Source organism: Streptomyces sp. SD31 (assembly GCF_052068475.1).
Taxonomy (GTDB): Bacteria; Actinomycetota; Actinomycetes; order Streptomycetales; family Streptomycetaceae; genus Streptomyces.
Window position 1 is genome coordinate 290,243 of record NZ_JBQHCX010000011.1, and the last position, 21,976, is coordinate 312,218.

At 68.1% G+C, this 21,976-nt stretch carries 14 protein-coding genes; 4 read left to right on the plus strand and 10 right to left on the minus strand.

Going from position 1 to position 21,976, the window contains the following annotated elements:
• Positions 1 to 44: 44 nt before the first annotated feature.
• The gene (locus ACTMVF_RS25005) at positions 45 to 959 is read right to left on the minus strand and encodes a hypothetical protein (protein WP_441273336.1); all 915 of its coding nucleotides are present in this window, start codon (positions 957 to 959) and stop codon (positions 45 to 47) included.
• A gap of 183 nt (positions 960 to 1,142) precedes the next feature.
• On the opposite strand from ACTMVF_RS25005, the gene ACTMVF_RS25010 reads away from it, so the two are divergent.
• A complete protein-coding gene (locus tag ACTMVF_RS25010; RefSeq protein WP_441273337.1) occupies positions 1,143 to 1,427 on the plus strand; it encodes a hypothetical protein in 285 nt (94 codons plus the stop codon).
• 108 nt (positions 1,428 to 1,535) lie between these two features.
• Here ACTMVF_RS25010 and ACTMVF_RS25015 read toward each other — a convergent pair whose 3' ends face one another.
• On the minus strand, positions 1,536 to 2,957 hold the full coding sequence (locus tag ACTMVF_RS25015) for a competence protein CoiA family protein (RefSeq protein ID WP_441273338.1): 1,422 nt from the start codon (positions 2,955 to 2,957) through the stop codon (positions 1,536 to 1,538).
• Positions 2,958 to 3,154: 197 nt separating this feature from the next.
• Here ACTMVF_RS25015 and ACTMVF_RS25020 point away from each other — a divergent pair, with 197 nt between their 5' ends.
• Entirely contained in the window at positions 3,155 to 4,543 is a 1,389-nt protein-coding gene (locus tag ACTMVF_RS25020) for a hypothetical protein (protein WP_441273339.1), read from the plus strand.
• Between the two features lie 84 nt (positions 4,544 to 4,627).
• Here ACTMVF_RS25020 and ACTMVF_RS25025 read toward each other — a convergent pair whose 3' ends face one another.
• Positions 4,628 to 5,512, minus strand: a complete 885-nt coding sequence (locus ACTMVF_RS25025; protein ID WP_441273340.1) for a hypothetical protein — start codon at positions 5,510 to 5,512, stop codon at positions 4,628 to 4,630.
• Positions 5,513 to 6,329: 817 nt separating this feature from the next.
• Complete coding sequence (locus tag ACTMVF_RS25030) at positions 6,330 to 8,687, minus strand: TatD family hydrolase (protein ID WP_441273341.1); 2,358 nt, start codon at positions 8,685 to 8,687, stop codon at positions 6,330 to 6,332.
• Positions 8,688 to 8,826: 139 nt separating this feature from the next.
• Here ACTMVF_RS25030 and ACTMVF_RS25035 point away from each other — a divergent pair, with 139 nt between their 5' ends.
• Positions 8,827 to 9,114, plus strand: coding sequence for a hypothetical protein (locus tag ACTMVF_RS25035; protein ID WP_441273342.1), 288 nt, complete (start codon positions 8,827 to 8,829; stop codon positions 9,112 to 9,114).
• An 884-nt stretch (positions 9,115 to 9,998) separates the two neighbouring features.
• Here the strand turns inward: ACTMVF_RS25035 and ACTMVF_RS25040 are convergent.
• From ACTMVF_RS25040 to ACTMVF_RS25065, 6 genes are all read right to left on the minus strand, one after another.
• Positions 9,999 to 12,548, minus strand: coding sequence for a helicase associated domain-containing protein (locus tag ACTMVF_RS25040; RefSeq protein WP_441273343.1), 2,550 nt, complete (start codon positions 12,546 to 12,548; stop codon positions 9,999 to 10,001).
• Between the two features lie 490 nt (positions 12,549 to 13,038).
• On the minus strand, positions 13,039 to 14,058 hold the full coding sequence (locus ACTMVF_RS25045; protein WP_441273344.1) for a TniB family NTP-binding protein: 1,020 nt from the start codon (positions 14,056 to 14,058) through the stop codon (positions 13,039 to 13,041).
• Positions 14,052 to 16,241, minus strand: a complete 2,190-nt coding sequence (locus ACTMVF_RS25050; RefSeq protein ID WP_441273345.1) for a Mu transposase C-terminal domain-containing protein — start codon at positions 16,239 to 16,241, stop codon at positions 14,052 to 14,054. The genes ACTMVF_RS25045 and ACTMVF_RS25050 overlap by 7 nt, the downstream gene beginning before the upstream one ends.
• Before the next feature lie 32 nt (positions 16,242 to 16,273).
• A complete protein-coding gene (locus tag ACTMVF_RS25055) occupies positions 16,274 to 16,978 on the minus strand; it encodes a TnsA-like heteromeric transposase endonuclease subunit (protein WP_441273346.1) in 705 nt (234 codons plus the stop codon).
• 183 nt (positions 16,979 to 17,161) lie between these two features.
• The gene (locus ACTMVF_RS25060) at positions 17,162 to 19,807 is read right to left on the minus strand and encodes a Helicase associated domain protein (RefSeq protein WP_441273347.1); all 2,646 of its coding nucleotides are present in this window, start codon (positions 19,805 to 19,807) and stop codon (positions 17,162 to 17,164) included.
• Positions 19,808 to 20,007: 200 nt separating this feature from the next.
• Positions 20,008 to 20,358 carry an ankyrin repeat domain-containing protein gene (locus ACTMVF_RS25065; RefSeq protein WP_441273348.1) on the minus strand — a complete coding sequence of 117 codons (351 nt, stop codon included), beginning with the start codon at positions 20,356 to 20,358 and terminating at the stop codon, positions 20,008 to 20,010.
• Between the two features lie 162 nt (positions 20,359 to 20,520).
• Between ACTMVF_RS25065 and ACTMVF_RS25070 the strand changes: the two genes are divergently transcribed.
• Positions 20,521 to 20,955: a hypothetical protein gene (locus ACTMVF_RS25070; RefSeq protein WP_441273349.1), complete on the plus strand. Its 435-nt coding sequence runs from the start codon at positions 20,521 to 20,523 to the stop codon at positions 20,953 to 20,955.
• Positions 20,956 to 21,976: the final 1,021 nt, after the last annotated feature.

Consider the following 21,976-nt stretch of genomic DNA (forward strand, 5'->3'; position numbering starts at 1 on the left):
ACCCGCCTTCGGCGTGGTACGGCAGCTCAACGAGGCTGTTCCTTCTATCGACGCCAGGTGATGACTTTCTCGCGCACCAGCAGCGGCTTGTCGTCTGGTCCTTTGACGTGCTCGTTGATCCAGATGGGGCGGTGGGCTTGTAGGCGTGGGTGCCATTGACGTCGCCAGTGTCCCCGGACGACCCAGCGGTGAGACCACTCGACCTCTTGGGTCTCCTCGTTGTTCCCGCCCTTTTCTGTCTTGCGTCGCAGGGTGACGATTGCCACGGGAGCAGCGGGTATCTGTCCTGCCCGTTGGAGTCGCCTCCGTTGAGGGCGGTCCGATTCCAGCTCGCCAACGGCCGCCAGCGGCTGCTGCATCAGTGTCCACATGGCGCGTGCGTATCGGCACAGGACAGCAGACTCAGGGCGCATGGCGCCGATTTCTACCGACTGAGCCATCTCGAGAGGGCGACCTGCGGGCATGAACATCCCGTTCCCCACCGGCGCGACAGGCGATCCGAAGAACTGACGCTCCTCCTCGCCAACGACACGTCCGATCCATTGGATAAGGATTCCGCCGTCGTGCTGTTCCTCGGCCCACTTGGTAGCTGGGAGGACTCGGTGGACGGGCCGCCACCGCAATCCGCTGAACGGATGGTCATCCACACACTCCTGATCGGCGCACCGAATGGTGAAGGGCTCAGCGAGCACGAGGAATCCATGACTCGAGGGCGGCTCCTCAAGGAGAACGTCTTCGTCAGGCAGTGTTTCCTGTGCCGCTTCCGCGATGCGGACCATGTCTGGTGCCACCCAGTAGTTCTGCGCGGCACGCAGACTGTCCAGCTCGTCTTGCGGCGAGTTGCTGAACCCCTGCTTCGCGTAAGCCTCGGCTTCCATCTCCGCCAGCTCTGCAGCCGGCTTGCTGGCGAGCCAACCTGCGAAGGCCAGCTTGATGTCCAAAGTCTCCTCGGGACGCATCGCCCTCCCTCCACACCGCAGTGCAGACATGTACACAGGGGACATTGTTCAAGACCGGGTGTCTTACGCGCAGTCGTTCGCACGATCACGGCCGCCAGCCCGTTTGTCGTCTTTCCCCACAGCTACCGACACCTGGGCCCGGAATCCGTTACCTCTGCCCAGCCCGACCTCTACGCTGCCGTCATGACGCTGAACGCCGACGAGCATGAGCTTCTCCGCCTGATCGCCCAGTCACCAGAGCCCGTGGCCGCCTCCGACTTCTTTCACACCATCCACCCGGCGAACTTCGAGCGAAGCGCCGCCGAGGAAGACCCTCGGCGCGTGGCATGGCAGGAGAAGCAGTTCGGGCTCTACAAGGCGATGCTCGACCTGCACGACGGCGGTCTAATTCGGATCGTCCACCCGGCGAACGGAGAGCGGCCAGACCTGATGGAGGCCACCGAGGCCGGCCACGCTGCCCTGACCTGATGGCCTTGCCGGGTGGGCCCGGTCGGGCCCGCCTCAGCACCGAGGGAAGAGCGGCAGCCCCACGTGGTTGCGATGCTGTTCCCGTTGAAGTGCTGCCAGTCCGCCGCTTCAGCACATGGTGAGCTGTTCGTGCTCGGGCAGGTCGAGGTGGACGATCCGGCCCTGGGGCAGGACGGCGGTGAGCTCGCGCGCCTCCTGGGCGCTGCGGACCAAGACCAGCTCCTCCGCGAGCGTGGGGCAGGCGGCGACCAGATCGGGGCAGGGCCGCACGACCCCGTACAGCGTCCGCCGCTTGTCGGCCACGTGGACCGGAACACCGCGGGCGTACTGCGGCCACATCATCGGCTTCTCCGGGACCTCCACCCGCAGACTCGACTCGCGCCAGGCGTACTCGGCGACGGCGGCGAACAGCTCGGTCTGCTGCTGCGGCGACAACCGGCCCCACCACGCCCGCGCCACCTCCAGCGCCTGACGCTCCCTCTCTTCCCGCTCGGCCTGCTCGCGGGCCAGACGCGCCTCGCGCTCCACCCTCTCCTGCTCCCGGCGCGCATCCTCCTCCGCCCACCGCCGCCGTGCCTCCTCCAGGCGCAGACGCTCCTCCTCTTCTCGCTGCAGTCGTCGACGCTCAGCCTCCTCGGCCTTCCGCGCCCGCTCCTGCTCCTCCACCTCCTGGCGGCGCCGCTCCGCAGCCTCCTCCTGCTCCTTCTGCCGGGCCTCCCGCTCCGCCCGCGCGGCATCCTGCCGCTGCCGCATTACCTCGTGCCTGCCCTGGTCAGCGATCGACTTCCGCGACGTCCACCACCGATCCCGGCGGAACCGCCGCTGCTCACCGTTGACCATCCGGTACACCCGCCGGTACCGGGGCAGCACCTCGGCGGGAACGAGCTGCTCCTCCAGCGCCCACCGCACGAACCGCTCAAGCGGCTCCTCTTGGAACTCCCACCGCCCGCTCCGGTACACGAACCCGGCGAGCCCGTCGTCCACCACCCACGGCTGATCCCTCTCCTGTGGAGCCCTGACCCGGACGGCCGGCACCGCGCTGATCCACTGCGGCGGCCGCGCGCCCGGGTGCACCCAGCACACCCGGACCCCCTCCGCCGCGTACCGGTCAGTGCGGGCGGCGATGTCGTCCACAGTGATCGGCGACAGCTGTGCCTCCCAGGCCATGCGCCGGTTCCCGTCCGCGGACGAGGCCATGACGTCCGCCCGCCATGACCCGTCCTCGGCCGGCACCTCCAGTGCCGCGAACCACCCGGCCGCCCGGATCGCACCCGCCATCTCCAGCTTGAGCATGTGATGCTCCCACGACTCGTTCAGCAGCTCACACGACTCCGGCCGGTCGCGGTCGTGGCAGAAGAACCGGACCCCGTACCGGGAGACTTTCGGGTGCAGGCCCCAGGAGCAGTCGGGGCAGGTGAGCGTGACACGGGGGTGGACCTTGTGGATCTGGCCCCATTCCATGCTGTGTCCGAGGTCGGGGAGGGTTGAGTCGAGGCGGCCCAGTTCGGGGTGCAGCGCGGTGAAAGGCATGAATCGCATCTCCCGGCGATCCGGCATGCTTACGGCGTATCTGACAGCACAGCAGATACCAGGCACCACTGACAGAGGGCCTCCAGCCTGCGGCGTTACCTTCTACAGCCCCCGTCTTCGCCTCGAAGGAGAAGTCGCGGACGGCCCAGTGCGGCCACGTCTGGAATCCGAAGCGCGACCTGGCTCATCATCGTGGGATGGCTGAGCAGATGGACCTTCAGCGATTGCGGAGCCTTATCGAAGGCGTGTGCATCACGCTGTACCAGCGATATGGGCATGAGGATCTGCCAGCGCTGTGCGAGCGACTTGGCTTGCCCTCGCCTCCTCCCAAAGACCAAGCGACCGAACACGAGCGCTTGACCGTGAGCCTGAGGGCCTGCCCGGACGACCGACTGCCTCATGTGGCTCAGGCAGTTCTCGACAGCGAGCCGCTTCTAGCTCCCGAGCGGATGGAACTGCAGGACGTTGTGTGGCTCGGTGGCGACTACGTGGAAATACCCGGCCGTACGCGGCGAGAGTTGGCCAAGGAACTCGACCTCTCCGATCACCTCAAGTATCCGGACCGCTTTCTGACCCTGCTGGGCAGCTTGTGGGATCTCGGTGAGGACGAGTTCAACGTGTGGGGGCCCCACCTTGGCACCCTGCGCTCCGACATCCAGCGCCACGTGATCAGGTTTCCAGACGACTGGTCGACCGAGGACCTCTTCGAGCAGCTCAGAGCCTTCGAAGCCCCACATCCTCGATTCGGCCGCTTCCTCGAGGGCCTGGCCGCCCCAGAAGTTCTTCCTGACGAGCAGGCACAGCGCCGCTTCGTCGAACTTGCCAACCGCCATCTGCAGCCGGTCGGCGCACAGCTCCGTCAAGAAGGGGAGACGGACGGATACCCCCAGTTCCACCTGCACCAGCTCGGTCGCGGCACCGCCCGCCGGCCGCGCAACCTCATCTTCGCCACCCAGGGAAAGCCCGACATCCGCTTCACCAGCGCCCTCGACAACGACATCGAGATCGCCGAACAAGCCGACAAGATCCTGGTCTACAACCACCCGGTAGGCAAGAACGGGCTCCTCTGGAGCGACCTGCTGTCCTGGTGGCAGGAAACCCGCGGCATCGCGGACACGGAGACGGCCCGCCACACCCTTTACGACCGCATGCAGGCTTCCCTGCCACGTGAATCCGCAGGCCAGAAGAACCTGTTCTGGCTCTACCACAACCTCTACAAGGGCCAACTGCCTGACGTACCCGCGCTCCTGCCAGAGATATGGGTGCACTGGGACTCCAAGACCATCCGCGAGCGCGGGGAGCGTGCCATGCAGAACCTCCGCATGGACTTCCTCATGCTGCTGCCCGGTAACCGCCGCGTGGTGCTGGAAGTCGACGGCATGCAGCACTACACGCGCGACGGAGGAGCCGTACCCGACAGTGCAAAGTACGCCGCCACCATGGCCGGTGACCGCGACCTGAAGTTCCGCGGGTACGAGGTGTTCCGGTTCGGCCACGACGAACTGCGCGACCGCGAGCGCGCCCGCCCCGTGCTCACCGACTTCTTCCGAACGCTTCTGGGCCGTACACCTGACAGATGTCCGTAGCTGCTGCACCGGCGGCGTGTGGCCCCTGCCTCGGCATCGAGGCAGGGGCCACACGCCCGCCAGACGACGTGATACGCCGCTGGATCAGTCGAAGTCGGGTTCCCAGTCGTCATCCACCTCTTCTTCGGTGCGCAGGGAATGGGCTCTCATGTCCGCGAGGTCCAGTTCGGGTCCGGTCAGTGTGAGGTCGCAGACCCGACACCCGAAGTAGCGCGGGAAGAACCAGATATCCCCATAATCCCCGCTCTTGTCGCGCCCGCTGATGAACGCAGGATTCCCGCAAGCCGGACACGTCGTGGGTACGTGCAGAAGCCATCGGCTGGGCAGTGGCGCTGCCGCCAGGCTGGCAATCACCGCCGTCCTCTCGCTTTCGGACAAGCCGTCGGTTTTGCTCGCGAAGGTCTCCTGGGCCCGCTGAACCTTGGCGGAGTAGCGGACTGTCAGCTCGGACGTCGTCTCTTCTACGAGGCTCTTGCACGTCTGGTAGTACTTGTCCCAGAACCAGTCTGGTTCCTTCGCCAGCTCGGGCAACAGGGAATCGATGTACTTCACGCCAGATGCCAGGAGTTCCCGGCATTCGTTGGGTGACTTCCCCGACCCCATGTGAGTGACGCCGTTGCGCGCCTCCCTCAAGGCCGCAAGTTGCTGTGGTACCTCGCCCTTTCCCAATTTCGTGAGCCTCATTACGACCCCCGCGCCACTGACGGTTCTGAGACCCGCACGTCCTTTCTCCACCTTGTCTTCTCGGCCGCCCAGTAGCAACAGATCTTCTAGAGAGGGCTTGATGTCGGCCAGCAGTGTGAGGGTGATGGAGGCTAGGCACGCCTTGGCCAGATGTTCGACGGCTACAGCCATGTGATGGACGGCGAAGTCCTGGTCCGCAGGCTCTTGCAGGTAGGCATCGAAAGATGTCCGGGCCCAACGCTGAGCCGAACTCACTAGGTCGTCACGGATTTCGTCCTTGTCCATCCCAGAACCGTAGGGCGAAGGAAGCGGGAAGATCTCGAATTTCCATCGTCCGTGAGCCGTCTCGTCTTCGCTGAGATGGCCGGACGTCCGGAAGGGCAAGGTTGTGCTCACAGTCGGCTGACCTGCGGTGCCCTTCGGAGGGGCCGGTCGTTGCACGGAGTATGGAGCTGACTGAGGAGCAGGTGGCCACGCTGCGAGATTTTCTTCGCGAAGGTCGTGACCTGCGCGTGGATAGCGATCCGCGTGATCAGGTCCGGTGGCGTACCGCCGCGCTTGTCTACCTTCGCGGGACAGTGCCGCCTGAACACCACCTGTGGCGAGTACACACGAACTGGGACTACTGCCCGATCCCTGTTGAGTTCCCCCGCACCGGCGTGAAGTTGTTCGCTGAACACTGGAGGCCGGTCATGGGTGTGATCGAGGGCCTTCTCGCGCTGCACGAGTCCGTGCCGAGCGCCGGGGCACGAAGGGGCCAGCGGAAGGTTCTTCCGGCCAGCCCCTCAAGGGCCGTTGCTACGCCCACTCCACGCCCAGCTCAGCAAGCGCTGCTGTCCAGGAGGGTTATTTCTGATCAGTGGTCGATGGGTTGACCTGCGCTTATCAGTCCGGTGTGGGGGAGAGGTCGGACGGCGTGGAGGTCATGAGTTGGGGTGTGGTGCCGTGGTGGGTGGGGTGAGCTGGGGTTTTGTCAGGTAGGGGGTCCGGTGATCAGGTTGTGTCATCTGCGGTGAGCGGTGGGCATGTTCAGTGATTGCTGGTATGTGCTGGCTGCGAGAACGGAACTGTCGACGGCGGCCTGGGGGGGGCAGGAGCATCGCTAGTGGGGTCCGGTGCTGCCGAGAAGTCGTTGTTGGTTGCTCTGGAGTTGTTGGGTGGCATGTTCGGGCGTGAGTGCCCAGCGAGTGGCGAGGTGAGCAACGACGTCGGCGAGGTCTGCTGGGTGGGCCGGGCGTTTCCCAAAGCGGGCGAAGGGACCGTCGGTCTCGAGGAGGACTCGGTTGGGCGGGAGGATGTCGAGGAGGGCGCGGCCTTTTGCTGAGGTGGTCATGGCGGGGTTGACGGAGAACCACAGTCCTGCGGCTAGGGCGTCGTCTACCAGGGCCAGGGGGCCCGTGTACCAGTGCAAGATCGCAGCGGTGGCGCCGGTCTGCGCGAGTCGGGAAAGGGTGTCCTTCTCGGCGCCGCGGCTGTGCAGGGTCATCGGCAGGGCACCAGTTCGGGGATCGGAGAGGATGGCCTCGAAGATCCGCAGCTGCGCGCGACGAGTGCTGCGTCCGGCGGGGGAGTAGTCGAGCCCGATCTCGCCGATCCAGTCTGCTTCGGGCAGCATGCGCAGGAATCGGGCAAGATCGGCGGGAGTGAAGGTGTGGGCTCGTAGAGGGTGCATGCCCAGTGCGGGGTGCACGCCAGGGCGTCTGCCGAGCCGGGCGCGCAGCAGTCGGTACTCTCCCGGGTCTTCGGTGACGGCGACGACGTCGACGAGCGTCGGCAGATCCTCCGCAGCCACCGTCTCCTGCACCCGTCCCACCGCTGCCCGGCGCTGGCCGGCCACGTCGGACTGGAGTCGTCCAAGCAGTTCCTGGATGTGTTCGGGCAGAAGTGCGGTGCTGGCAGCCAGCGTCAATTTGGCCCGCGCGAACGTAAAGTACGGGCCGAGGTCCACCCCGCTCAGCGCGGGATCCATCCGAAGCCAGGCGCCGATGTGCGGCTTCTCCACCCAAGCACGCACTTCCTCGCTCAGTTCGCTCGTGGTGGCATCCTCCCGGCGCGCTGGCCGACGGGCAGAGGAGCGCTGTCGGGCACGGTGGTCCGTGGAGGAAGCCGGCTCCCCGGGGGTCTGGCTGTCGTCCGCTCCTGCCTGCGCGGTCGTCACGGGGCTGCGTACATGCTGTTCGGCGGCCAAGAGCTGGCCGTCTCCACCCGGCCCCAGCGCCTGGACCTGCCAGTCGACGAGTTTCTGGAAGTCAGCCAAGTACTGCTCTTCCAACACCATGAGCTTGGCCAGGACCGCAGCGTCCAGTGACGTGCCGCGGCGCTCGGCGCTCGCCAGGCGCAGTGTCAGGGTGTTCATGAACCGCTTGATCTGCCGCGGATTGCCCCGCAGGACGCTGCCGAGCACGGGGGCGATGGCTGCGGCCCACGTCATGTCCTTGTACAGCTGCGACGGCATGTCGGCCCCCAGGGTGGCCGATGCCATGCCCGCATTCAAGGCAACTCCCAGCGCACTCTCGCGTCTGCGCTGGGCGACTGCTGCGGCCACGACCGTGAACTGCTCTGATGCAAGGTGCAGTTGGGCCAGCAGCAGGTGCATGTAGGTTTCGGCCTCCGGCGCGGACAATACCGGAATGCTGATCTTGACCTGGAGCATTTTCTCCAGGTACTCCGCGCCCAGCCCAGAAGTGCCCGGGCGGCCGAGTCCCGGGTAGCGCCGATCGATGGCAGCCTGCACGACCTCGGAGTGGGCAGCGATCACGAACGCGCTCTTGTCGACGTTCAGGAAGAGCCGGATTGCCTCGAAGGTGTCCACGACAGTGTGGGGCAGGCACCGGTCCAGGTCATCGATCATCACGATCACGGCGCGGACCTGCTCCAGGGAGCCCACTAGACCGGCGAACTGCTGCCGGAACGCCCCTGGGTCGGCAGGAGCGGGGTCCTCGTCGCCACTCTTCACGTCGGGCTCTTGGCCCGGGTTCATTCCGCCGACAGCGCCCTGAGCGATGGTGGAGGCTACGTCTGCCAGGCTGGGGTCCAGCGCGCCGGCGGCCATCGCCGCGCCAGCAGGCAGTGCTGTGCCGACCAGCATTTGCACCGGCCGTCGCAAGCTCCTAGCCATCCGCTTGAGACGGCCAGCCTGCTCAGCCTCAGCGCTGCCGACTTCGGCCTCTTGCTGCAAGCGCGTCAGGACCGCTTCCATCAGTGCAGCCTTGATGTCCTCGTAGCCCTCGTACTGCCACGGGCTGAACGGGACCACGACGAAATGACCGGCCTCGTCGGCTGGAAGAGACGACAGTTCCGCCGAGACAATCGTCAGCAAGCTGCTCTTGCCGGATCCCCAGCCGCCGATGACACCCAGCGTTAGGGGAAGCAGCCGTGGTTGGGTAAGAGCAACGACCATCTCGTCCACAAGAAAGTCGAACCCAAGTAGGTCCAGGTCCGTCTCGTTGTCCGACCACATGCTGCCTCCCGGACCTCGTACCGCACGGCCCCCACCGTGCGCGTTCATGATCCTAGAGCGAAGGGCCGAAAAGTGACCTACTTCGTCAGAATCCCCCCAGCCCTCTTTGCACGGCTGGTTGCGATGTGCCGTTGCGGCGTTGCTGGCGTACGAACATCCTCAGGCCTTGTCCGCCGGGAGGGAGAATTCCGCCACGGATCCGCAGGCCGGGGACTACCGGACGCAGGCATGCTACGTCGCGGGCAGCTCCATGCTGGACGGCGCCGCGCTCGCCGGGGCGGGCGACGCCAGTGTCTGGCGCATCACGTCGAGCCCCGCGTATCACCCGAACCCGCTGGCGGATGACCTCTCTGCCTTCCGGACGCGTGTGCTGCGCTTGGAGAAGGCCCCGGCGCTCTCGTCTATGTGGATGCCGGTGACTGGCTGACGCTGTCTGGGCCGGCGGGTTGGGGCCCGGGCGGTAGCCCTCCTGGTGGTGGTTCGGGTGGTGGCTGTGGAGTGACGGCGAGGGCTGTTGCTTGCCGGTAGCTGATGATGGCTTGGATTCTTTTTTCGGGGTCGGTTATCTGGTCGAGGGTGGCGGCGAATTTCTCGTCGACGAGGGTGCCTTTTCGTTGTCGGGCGTGTTCGAGGAGGAGGCTGGTGAGGGGGATGGCGAGATATGCGGCGATGACGATTCCTCCGACGGCCCACCAGGGTGCGCCGCCCAGGGCGCCGGCGAGTACGGCGGGGAGGCCTGCGAGGAGGCCGGTGATGGGGGCGAGGGAGGACGAGTTCATCGCGTGGATGCCCTTTCAGCACGTGACGGCTGGGCCGCCTCATGCCTGAACGAGCCGTGCGGGGACGGCTGGGACGGGGAGAGGCGGCACAGAGGTGCCGGGGTGTGAGGGCATGCCAAGGGCCGGCGCCGCCGTAGGGCGGGCCGGTGTTGTTTTACGGCAGGCCTGGTAGCCCCTTGGGGCGTGGGTTCGCTGTTCCCGTGGGGTCGTTTAGAGGGGTTTTTCGGCGGATTTTGCGGGGGAGGTTTTCTTCGGCTTTTTGGGCAGGGTGGGCTACACCTGTGAGCTAACAAAAAGAATGTTCATAATGCCCCTGAGCCGATTCATCTGACCTCTGCCGCACCGCCTTTCTCTACTCGCTGGCCGCGTGCACCCTGTTGCGGGCACGCCAGACCTGCTCATCAGTATCGGTCATCGCAGCGCCGTCTGGGGCCTGTTCGGCCAGATCAGTCCCGAAGTTCTCGCCGGTCGCTGCTGGTTGAGGGAGGCGGCCGCACCAGGGGCGGATGGCGCCGGTGTCGGCCAGAGGGATTCAGATGCTGATCAGGCCCGCTGTGGTGAGGAGGTGTTGTTGGTCGGGGTGGAGGAGGGGCCAGGTGCGTTGCTGGTTGTGGAGCCATTGGCGGGCTGCCGGGTGGCGGGGGTGGGTGTGTGCGTGGTGGTAGGCGCGTTGCCACAGGATGGGCCAGGGCGGGTTCCACCAGGGGTCGATCGTGGCGAGTGTCTGCTGGGTGGGGGAGGGGCTGCTGCGTTTCTTCGCGAGTTCGCGCTGTCGGTTGAGCCATTCGCCGAGGGGGAAGCCGTCGTGGAAGGTCTTGATCGGCGGGCAGAGGTGGCCGTGTTCGCTAGCCCAGGTACGGGCGTGAGTGAGGGCTTCGGCGTGGGGCCGGGGGCGGGGGCTGGGCGGCCACTGTTCGGCTGTCTGGGCGGTGATGCCGATGGTGTTCAGCAGGTGCTGCTGGTCTGAGTGGAGCTGGTCGTACTGGAGGCACGCCCGGGTGATCCAGCTGCCCAGGACGGTACTCGGTGCAGGGATGCGAGCGACGGGATCGAACGGTTCGCCAGCTTTGACGTGGTCGCGGGCGCGGTGGTAGTTGCGCTGCCAGTGCAGGTCCCATGGTGGGTTCCACCACGGGTCGATCGCGGTGAGTTCGGTCAGGTGGGGTGAGGGCGGCAGTCCGTCGCGGGCGCGTTGTTTGGCGCGGTTGCGCTGGCTGAACAGCCACATGCCCAGGGGGTAGCCGTCGTGCCGGGTGTCACGAGGGGCTGCGAGGTGGCCGTGTTCGGCTGCGTAGGCGCGGGCGTGTGCCAGGGCTGTTTCGAAGCCCGGCCTCAGGTCGGGGCGGTGTCCCAGGCGGCTGCGGGGCTCGCGGGGACGCTTCGGTTCGGCGGCTCGTCGTGTGCGGCGTCGACCGGTGGAAGCGGCAGGATCCGCATCCCTTCCGGCCTGGCTGGTCTTGTCTTCGGTCTCCGGGGCGGGGAGCCCGGCTGGTGTTCTCGGGGCTGTCCGTGCATGGTCTTGGGCCGTGCGTGCTATCTCGGTGGTGATGCCGATGTCGGTGAGGAGTTGCCGCTGCCCGGGGTGGAGCTCGTCGTGCGTGGCGCACTGGCGCCACAGCCAGTCAGCGGTGCCATCGGCGAGGTCATTGAAGCCGTTCTCTGGGTGCAGGGGATGGCCGGCTTCGACGTGGTCGCGGGCGCGGTAGTAGCGGCGCTGCCATGTCAGGTGCCAGGGCGGGTTCCACCAGGGATCGATGACCGCGAGGGCCTGTGCCCGGGCGGCGGGCAGGGGCTGGCGGTCAGAGCGCCGGTGGTTGCGCTGGTTGGACAGCCACTGACCCAGTGGGTAGCCGTCGTGCACGGCCGTGTGGGTGACGGTGGCGAGGTTGCCGTGGACGCTGGCGAATGCGCGGGCGTGGGCGAGCCCTACCTGGAAGCGTTCTGCGTAGCTGCGTCGTCTGGGTCGGGCGGCGGCTGCCGCCGCGGCGTTGATGCCGATCTGGGTGAGGAGGCGTTGTTGTTCGGGGTGGAGGGCGGGGTAGCGGGTGCACTGCAGGTACAGCCATTCGCCCAGGCTGTAGCTGGTGGTGGCAAAGCCGCTGGCGGGCTCGAGCGGGCCCTGGGCTTCGGCGTGATCGCGGGCTTGGTGCCAGGTGCGCTGCCACAGGGTGCTCCATGGCGCGTTCCACCAGGGGTAGATGTCGTTCAGGGCGGCGGCTTGGTGGGCCGGCATTCTGGTGTGGCTGGTACGCAGGTTGGCGATCCATTGGCCCAGTGGGTAGCCGTTGGGGACGTCTTCCTTCGGCACGGCCAGGTGGCCGTGCCGCTGGTGGTAGATGTGGGCCTGGGCCAGGCCTGTTTGGAAGGATTGCTCGGCTTGGAGACTGTGGCCGCGCAGCCGCTTGACCGCGTGTGGTGCCGGCTGTTCGCGGTCGGCGGCCGATCCTTCAGGGAGAAGGTCACTGAGAGGGCGGGGCCGGTGCGATGAATGCACCTTCCACAGCGCCTTCTGCGCCGCGGGTGCCTGGTCGGCGCGGGTGCGTGCCAAGGAGTGGGTCCAGGTGAACAGTGGCCCGTGGGTGAGGGGGGCGAGGTGGTGGGCGAGCCAGGGCCGCTGGAGCTGGTCGGCGAGTTCGGCCAGCAGCGCGGGCATCTCGCCGAGACAGTAGGGCAGATGGCCGCTGGCCTGTGTGACGGTGTGCTGCTGCCGGCGGGGGCTGGCCAGGACCCGTGCGACGGCGACGGTTTCGGGGTAGGTGATCAGGTCGCGGGCGGCCACCTTCCACCAGCCGGGATCGGCCTCGGCGGGACGCGTCGCCTCAAGGCGGGCCGGCCACTGGTGTTCCTCGCTGGGCCAGGGCTGTTCCCACCAGGTCCCGGTGACGGCACGGGCGACCTCGAAGGCTGGCGCCCCGGCCGGCGTACGCCGCAGCAGCCGGACATGCCGCCGATGGGCCTCGATCACCTCCGGGCACGCCGTGAGGGGGACGGGCAGGCCGCTGGTCGCGGGCAGGTACAGGAGCCAGTACCGGTGGCGGGCGCAGACCCGCTCCTCGGGTGCCAGGTAGCGCCGGGCAGGCACGCGGCGTCCGGTGCGCGCGGCACAGCAGGCGGGGCAGGCGGGCCCCACGGGGCGACGGCTTCCTCGCCGCGGGTCAGGCGGCCGGCCGGGCCGCCTGGGTAGTGCGCGTGTGGTTCTGCGCGTGTCCACGCCGGCAGAGCGCTCTCCAGCACCGCTGCCTGTGCATGGCTCAGGGCGCATACTCGTTCGCGTGCCTGGGCGTTGAGGTGGATCTCGCTGTCCGGATGGAGCATCCCGGCGACGTTTTGCCGGCCGTCGGTCTCGGTGATGGCGGCGAGCAGGTCGCGCAGGCCGAGGTGGTAGCGGGCGGCGAGCCGGTTCAGGAACGACAGCGTCAGCTCCCCGCGCAGCGGAGACACCGGTCCGGCTGCCCCGCCGGCCAGGTCCGTGACGAGGACGCCGGACGCCGCCGGCTTGTCTCCCGCATGCTCGTTCCCGGGCTTGCGGCTGTGTGCCGTCGTGCTGGACCGGTGCGCCACGCCGGATGCCCCTACTTCCGTCGTGCGGGCCGGACCGGCCGGGCCCGGGTTTCGGCGGCCGCGTCGAGCTCGATCTCGCTCAGCAACTGCTTGGTGATCCGCTCGGTGCCTTCGGTGATGGCGATCAGGGCGGCTTCGCGGATGAGGTGGGAGAGGCTGCCGATCCGCCCGCCGGTGCGGGCGTGGAGGTAGGCGGCGTGCTTGACCAGGGTTCCGGGCCGGTGTGCGCGCAGCCGCAGCAGATTCTCCATGGCCCGGACGAGGTCGTTCCAGACAGCCCGGTCCTGCTCCGTCGCGTACGCCAGCGGGCGGTGGCGGAAGATTTTGAAGCGGCCGGCGATCTGCGCACCGCGTACTCCGCTGAGCAGTGAGGAAGTCTCGATGTCGATGGCGGAGTAGACGAAGGTGGCCGGGATGCGTTCGCCGAGGTACTTGAGCTGGTCGGAGGTTTCCGCGCCGGCGCGCCGCTGGGTGTCCAGAAGGTGGACGTCGTCGATGAGGACCAGCTGGGTGCCCAGTTCGCCCAGCAGGTCACACACGGCGCCGGTGATCTGGGTCTGGTTGAGGCGGTCGGTGATGGGCATGCCGAGGAACCGGGCGAACTCGCTGACGAGCATCTTCGGGGTGGCGGCCGGCGGCACGCTGATGAACAGCACGGGCCTGCGCTCTGCCCGGCCGGGGTGCTGGCGCTGGTCGGCCAGTTGGAAGGACCGCCCGAGCGCCATCATCGTGGTGGTCTTCCCGGTCGTGGCCGGACCGGAGATGATCAGACCGCGCCGGGCGCCCGCCTGCTGGCGGCGGTTGACCAGCAGCAGCCGTCGCACGGTGGTGAAGACACTGTCCATGGCCGGGGTGCGCATGACGGCGAGTTCGGAGTGGTAGTCCTCGCGCCCCGTCTGAGACCAGGCGCCGTCGTCGGCGTCCCGGGCGGGAGCCGGCGCCCGGTGGACGAAGGCGTCCCAGCCCTGCCACAGGGTCGGAGGGGCCAGCGGAGCGAACCCGGCGGCGTCGTTCGAGAGTGGACTCACCATCGCAGGGATTCCTCAAAGGGGTCGTAGACCGTGACGGAGGAATCTCGCGCCGGCCGCGCTTGTCCGCCCTCTGCCCCGGCTGCTGCAAGGCCCCGGGTGCCAGCGGGCCCAGGGTGCTGGTGCTCACCCGCTGCGTCGGCTGCCTCCTCCTCTTCGTCTTCGTCGAAGAGGTCCTCACCGTGGCCGAAGGCGTCGTCCTCGCTGGGCCTGTCGGTTTCCGTCTGCGGCGGCTGGCCGTACAGGAGCCCCCACACCGCACCGTCCTCGTTCGCGGCGCCGTGGGCGCGGGCCCGGGCGGCGACGACCTTGTCGCGGCGGCTGCCGTGCCCGGCGGCGGCGCGCTCCAGCAGCTCGCGCAGAGCGAGGGCCAGGTCGTGTTCGTGCTGGACGCGGTTGCTGCGCTGGGCGACGGTGCGCTTGATGTGCTGCCAGGTGAAGTCGGTGAACGGGGCGGTGACCAGGGTGTGGTGGATCCAGGGCACCGTCTGCCACCCGTGCCCTCGCGGCTGGCCGGGTTTGGGCAGGCGTACCCAGACCTGGCCGGGAGCGTGCGGGTTGTAGTGGATCTCCCACAGGCCGTCCGCCGCCGGCGAGGCTTCGCCGCGGTAGGGGTTGAGGACCTGGTGGTCGTAGGTGCGGTAGTCGATGCGGATGCCGTAGTCGTTGATCTTCTGCCGTTTGACGGGCATCAGCTCGATGTAGTCCTCGCGCCCCAGCGGCACCGGGACGTATCCGCACACGGCGACCAGCGCCGCCCACATCTCGTTCGGCGACAGAGCGCGGCGGGGCATCATCGGGTGCCGCAGCCCGTCGTGCGGGCGGACCTGCCACCCGCAGATGATCCACTCCTGCAGCAGGTCGTCCAGCTGGGCGAGCGTCCATACCGCCTCGCCTTCGGCATCCCGGCCGCGCTCACCGGTGTGGGAACCCGTGTAGCCGGCCACGTGCTGGGCGAACAGCGTGTTGATCGAAGAGAACGTGCGCTCCACATGCCCTTTGGCCGGCCCGTTGCCCGGCGGCGCCGGCTGCAGAGAAATGCCCAGCGACCCGCAGGCGGCGACGAACGAGGACGAGACGAACACCTTGCCCTGATCGACCACGACGGTCCGCGGGGTGATGACCGGGCGCGCTGCGGCCCCTTCCAGGCGGTCATCCACGCTCAGCAGCCGCTCGTAGGGAATCACTGAGCGTTCCATCGCCAGCGCCTCGGGCCAGGCAGGCCGCATCGGCGAGGGGACCATCATCTGCGCCAGCAGGTGCGCCGCGTCCACACTGCGGGTTCCCTTCGGGCGCAGCACGGCCGCGCAGATACTGCGGGTCGCCACATCCAGCGCGATGGTCAGCTCGGGCTGCTCCACCACCCCGTCGTCGAGCACCACGAAGGTATCCAGCACGGTGCTGTCCATCATCACCAGCTCACCCGGCGTCATCACCGTCGTCGGGACGAACGGGGGAGCCGGCCGCGCCGAGCGCCAGCGGCGCTGCCGCGCACTGCCCAGCAGCCCGAGCCTGTCGGCCAGGGCGTGCACGAGCCGGTTGAACGTGGCAGTCGACGGCAGCGGCACCGCCCCGTGGCCGTGCCGCTCGGCCAGCAGCCGTTCGGTGTACACCCGAAGTCGCCCCAGCGTCCCGCTGGAGCGTTCCTGCCCGGCCTCCAGCACCTCCCGCAGAGCGGCCACCACCCGCTCATCCGCACGCCCCAGTGCCGACCGAGGCCGGGCGGCCCGCTGATCCACCAGTCCCCACAGCCCGCCGTCGCGGTAGCGGGCCCGCATGCGCCGCACCGTCACCGCGCTGGCCTGCATACCCGCCGCCAACAGCTCTGCCGCCTTCGCCTCCTCCCGCTGCGCCAACGTCCGCACCTGCGGGTCGTACTCAGCCCGCGCAGGGCCGACCGCACCGGATCCGCCCGGGTGCCCCGTCTCCACCTCCCGCACGTGCCGCTCCCAGACAAGCGCCTGCTCCCGCACCGGCGCGGGCAACGACTCCGGCAAGCCCAGCGGCGGCACCCGGCAGATGGCCGGCGCAGCCACAACCTCGAACCCCTCATCGGCGAACAACAACGACAGCAGCAGCGCCACCATCTCGCCGTTCTCGGCGATCAGCCGCACCTGCCCGCCAGCGAGGGCCGCTACCGTCCAGGCCCGCCCCTCGAACCGCACCCGGGACCCCACCTCGACCACCGGCCCGACGGACCCCCGGCCCCGTGCCCCCATCACGCCGGCCGCGCCCACACCGGCATCCGCTCATGCATGGGAGCGCCCAGATCCGCGGACAGCCGCCCCGCCCACAGAGCATGGAACAGCGCGGGAAGGACCACCATCGGATCCCCGGCCCGGCGCACGCCCTCCCACAGCGGCGTACGGTCGGCGAACGACTCCCGCAACGCCGCGGCCAGCTGCTGTCCTCCGTGGTACCGCGGATGCCGGTACCCGGCCAGCCAGGTCACGTTGCGCCGGTACACCGGATCGACCGGACCCAGCACCCAGTACCGCCAGCCCACCGCCGCACACACCTCGCCGACCACCGCCGCGAGGGACCGCTGCCGCCGAGAAAGCTCCCCTCTGGCGGTGCAGTCAGCCAAGACCCCCTGGCCGTCGGTGAGTCGGAGCATCACCTGCGGGACATGCGTACGCACTCCGCCCGGCGCACGCCACCGCAGTTCCAGTGGCCGACTGGCCAGGCCACTGACGCGTGGATCGCGGTCGAGCAGCATCAGATGCAGCCGCATCGCCCCAGAGCCGTAGTGCACGAGCCGTCCGGTGGTCGCCGACCACCACCATCCCGGCGCCATGCGCTTGCCCTTGCGGGCTGAAAACGGCCTCAGAGGCGGACACTGCTCGAAGGCCACTTCGGCGGCCGCCGCCTGCCACGGCGAACACTCCGTAGTCCCGCTCGCAGCCAAGAACCGTACGTCCACAGCTCTGACATCGGCCGGCCCGGCCTTTTCCGCATCCCATTTCGTGCTCCGCTTTCGTGCTCCGCACACAGAGCCAAACGTCTTGTCGGCTCATCCGGTAATGGGCATAACAAGCCAAAGGGAAACGCATGCCACAGAGGTCCGCCGGTCCTGCCGGGCGCCCCTGACCTCGCAGATGTGCTGTCAGCCGCGCTCGGGCTGCTCTTCGGCCCAGGCGTAGCCCAGCTCAGCGAAGGCTGCTCGTTGCTCCGCATCCAGACGGTCACGCCTGGCCTTCTGGTTACTCAGAAACACACCCAGCCTGATCGCCGAACCGTCCGGCAACTCCTCAATGTGCGCCCTTCCAACGACGGTTCTGCCTTCCCGCTGGATGTACTGGGTGAGGGCCGCCAGACCTCGTTGGAAGGCTGATGCCTTCCCGGTGCTCTTGGCCGCTGAGGCTGGGGCGGGTCGTTCGGCGGGTTTCACGCCCAGGGCTGTCAGCCGCTGCTGCTGCTCTTCGGTGAGCTCTGCCCAGCTGCGGCGTTGCCGTTGGAGCCATCGTCCGAGGTCGTCGCCTTCGTATAGGACGCCGGGGGCGATGTCGGGCAGGACGCCATCGGGTTCGTCGGCGGCGAGTTCGGTGAGGATGCGGTGGTGGCGTTGCCAGTCCAGTGGCCAGGGGCAGTTCCAGTCGGGGTCGATCGCGGCCAGCTGGGCGGCCCGCGTTGCGGCGCGTTCGGGGTTCTTGCCGAGGCCGTGGGTGCGGCGGAGGTTGGCCATGTGTTCCCCGACCGGGACCAGTTGGCTGTCGGCGTCGCCCCATACGGCGTCGCGTCTGGGGGCGAGGTGGCCGTGGGCGCGGTGGTAGGAGCGCAGCGCGGCGAGTTTGTTCTCCCAGGCTTCGTCGCCGGGTTCCCACACCATTCCGGCTTCGTCGAGCAGTGTCTTGCGGTGGGGATCGAGTTCGCTGGCGCGGTAGGTGCGCCGCTGCTGGTGGACCCAACGCCCCAGGGGGAATGCCTTGGTGGCGCCGGCTGCGGTCTCGGTGTCGTACGGGACGGCGTGCAGGCCGGTGATGTGGTTGTCCTTCCGCCATCGGAGCAGGGCCTGGTAGCCCTCCAGCCAGACCAGGGATTCGGGCCGGTACACCCGGGTGCGCAGGAACGCCGCGATCGTGGCCGCGTCCCTCGGGGTGGAGAAGTGCAGCAGCGCTGACTCGACTGCGCCCTCGCTCTCGTGCTGCCCGCCCTCTCCTTCGGTGGTGGTGCCGATGATCCGGCCGTCCTCGTCCCGCTTTACGTGCACGTGCCGCTGTCCGCTGGTCAGTGCCCGGCTGGCGAGCTGTTCGACGAGGCGTTCGGAGTGGGAGCGCAGGCCTTGGAGGACGGCTACGAGGGGTGCGAACGAGGCGGAGGCGACCATGTCGGTCGGGTCCTCGCCGGGCTTAAGGAAGACGGGCACGATGATCCGGGCGACCTTGTTCGTGCCGTCGGGGTTCGGGCGCAGCGCCCGGCCGATGTTCTGGACGATCTCGACCTGGGAGCCGCGGGTGTCGGCGAAGCAGATCGCCTCCACGCCGCGCTCGCCGACGATGTCGACGCCCTCGCCCAGGACCCGCACGCTGGCCAGGAACGCCCGGTGCACGCGCTTGTTGCCGGCGTCGATGCCGTCGGCGAACTGGCGCAGGACCTCCCGGCGTTCGGCGACGAGATGGTCGCCGCACAGCCACGCCGACCACACCCTCTCCGGGGGCACGTGGCGGCCGGCCTCCAGCTCGTAGAACTCCGCGTCGATGGACGACTTCGGCAGGGCGTCCGCGGCGGCCAGGGTCTTCTCGGAGGTTTCGGTCGCGTACAGCCGGGCTGCCGTCTGCGGCATCTTCTCCGCGAAGGCGGCGGCTTCCTCCACCCGCTGGTGGAACGTCATGACGGTACGGAGGTTGTGCCGGGCGGCGTGTTCCAGGAGCGCGGTCTGCAGCAGCGCCAGGCGCCGCCCGCGCAGCGCCTCCTCCGAAAGTGGGACGGGGAGGGGGGAGGGGTCGCGGATCTCCAGCACGTCGATCTCGAACCCGGCGAGGATGCCCCGCTCGACGGCCTCCGACAGCCCGAGCTCGAACAGCCATTCACCGTACGGCCCGTCCGGGTTGCTGGCCATCGTCGCGATCTCCAGCTCCTGGCCGTCCGCGCCCTTCTGCGGGCGGGGGGAGGCGAGAATGCGCGGGGTCGCGGTCAGATAGAGCCGGAAGCCGGCCGGGATCCTGCTGTTGTCGTGGATCGCCGCCCACGGCCGCCCGAGATCACCGGCGGTTGAGTGGGCTTCGTCGACGACGGCGAGGTCGAAGCCGTCCATCGTCTGCCCGTACAGCCGCTCCCCGCCCGCCAGAGCAGCCTCCAGCGGCCCACGTACCTTCGCCCGGCCCGTGACGTCCTCGGGGTCTTCGCGGTCCACGAGCGAGGCGTACGTGGCGAACACGACCACCGGCCCGTGCCCCGCCCACAGGGCGAGCTGGATGGGGTTGGTGGTGGTCCGCACCCCGAGCTGCTCCAGGACCTCGTCCTTCTCCAGCGAGCACACCGCGACCATCGGCCCGCTGTGGCCGACCCTCCGCCACGCCTGGGCGGTCTGCACGAGCAGATCCAGGGTGGGCACCATGACGAGGATCCGGCCGCCCCTGAAGCACTCAAGCGCCGCCGCAGCGGCGGTGAACGTCTTCCCGGACCCCGTGGCGGACACCACCGTGGCGCGCGCCCCCTGAACAGGCACAGGTGATCTTGCAGGAAATCCCACCCACCTGCGGATACGCCTATTAGCGTCCACCTGGTGTTCTCGAAGCTGAATTCCGGGCATTTCCTAGCTGCTCCTGGGGCCTCTGTGCGCGATCAGTCGGAAGTCTGCGGGATGTGTGTGTTCCCGGTCGTCTAGCACCCTGGAAGCAGCATCCCGGATCCCCATCCTCGAACTGCGCCTGCGGGTGGCCGACGCCCTGGACGCCAGGGCGGTCCATTCGACCGCGGGATGGGGACGATGTCCGTTGGTGTCCCCGTTGTTCAGAGCGTTGGTTTCTGCCCGGTTGTCAGGTAGCGCTGCAGCAGGCGTTTGGCGGGCTCGCGATCGTAGCTATGGGCGATCTGCAGAGGTGTCTCACCGTCCGAGCCCAGCAGCCGCGGATCGGCACCGTAGGCCAACAGGATGGCCGTGGCAGCTGTGTTCAGTGGGTGTCCCCTTTGCAGGTGGCCGTCTCCCTCGAGGTCGATGGCGTGAGTCAGCAGCGTGTGACCGAAGCACAGCTCGTTCGGGTCGGCTCCCGCGTCAAGAAGGATGGTCAGCGCTTCGTAGTCGCCCCCTTCCACGGCTTTGTGTGCGGGTGTCCATACCTCGACGTCAGGAAGTGAACCCATCCCAATTTCCTCCCCACCTATTTCCGCAAGCGAGGAGCAGCGCCCCGCCTGCAAAATTCCAAGCACTCCACTCCCAGGATGTGCCATGTTTTCGCCAATCCTACATGCTGCATCAACCCGAGGATCGCGCTTCGGCCAGCAGAGGAAAGATAGGCTCCAACCATGACCGCCGAGTGGTACGTCCTCGTCGAAGAGGACACACGAGAGACCAAGCGCGCCGAAGGCGTGGAACTCAGACTGCACCGCTGGAAACTGGTGGCCACTCAGCACATCGCAGGAGACCAGGAACAGGCCGCTGCAGCGGCCGAAAAACTCGCCCTGCAGTACGTGCCGGCAGTCCTGGCCAGGCACGCCCGACCGGGAGACCAGCCCGCCCGGCAGGCATTCCTCACCCAGGACGGAGCATGGGTGGTGCTCCTCAGGCAGCGGCACCGCGAGTGTCACATACGAGTGACCACCGCCCGGCTCATGCATACACAGGAGGAGAAGGAGGCCCCGCCGAAGAGCTTCAAGGAGAAGTTCCACAGCGCCCTGGAGGGCTCCGCCCAGACCGCCGAACCGACTGGTAGGCCATGGAAGCCGGGCAGCGAAACCTGAGAGTGTTCAAGCGACCGTCCACTGGATAGCGTGGTTCGGGGTACACGGGCCGGCATGGCACCCAAGACTGATCACCTCATGTCCTTGCGGGCCGAGCGCCAGCTGCGCCAGGTCCGCGCCCTCTACGCGGCAGGAGTCCTGTTGTGGGCGGCCGCGGCGGCCTGGATGGGATGGACGCACCCCGCAAGCCGGCAGATGTGGGTTTCCGTACTTCTCCTGGCGGTCTTCACCGGCCTGCTGCTCACGGCCTCCCTGTGGCTGCGACGCATCCAGGCCAGCACAGCGAACAGGCCGGCACATCACGCTGCACCACGACATGCCGTTGTCCCACGCCACGTGAACGCTTGAACCCGGTAGTCCGCGCTCCTAATCCAAAGCCGATCCGGCCGTGGCATCGCCTCCTGATGCTCCTGATACATACGAAAGGGCATGTCTATTACGGCAGTTGGCGGTAAGGCGATCGGGGATGGGAGGCGTATATGGAGCAACGCCCGGATTCCGGTGTTCCGCCGTCATGGACGAGGCCGGGTAACCGGTGGGGGCCGCGGTTGTACTGGCCGATGCTCTGTCTGAGTATCGGCCTGCTGGTGTGGCGGGTGATCGATGGTGACAGCGCGGTGCGCATCGTGGTGGTGGCCGGCCTTGTCCTCATGTGGATCTGTCTCATAACTGCCAACCGGGCTGCACGACACAAGGAGACCAGCCGAGACTCCCGTAGCCAGCCAGGCCTGCGACAGCGGGCCTTGACGGCTTGGAGGCGCAGCCGGAAGGGCCGCTAAGGCGGGGGAGCGCAGCGGACCCGCCTGGAGTCTGAAGCGAAGCGGAAGACTCGCCTGGTGGACGTAGTCCACCGCAGCTCCGGGAGCGCAGCGGACGGAGCGTCACCATCATTGCGCAGCAATGGTGGTGAGCGGGATGCGCAGCATCCCGCCAGCGCTCCCGCGGAGCGGGAGCGCAACACCCGCGCGCAGCGCGGGTGTTCGCTTGCATATCGCGCAGCGATATGGTACCCGCTCCGCGG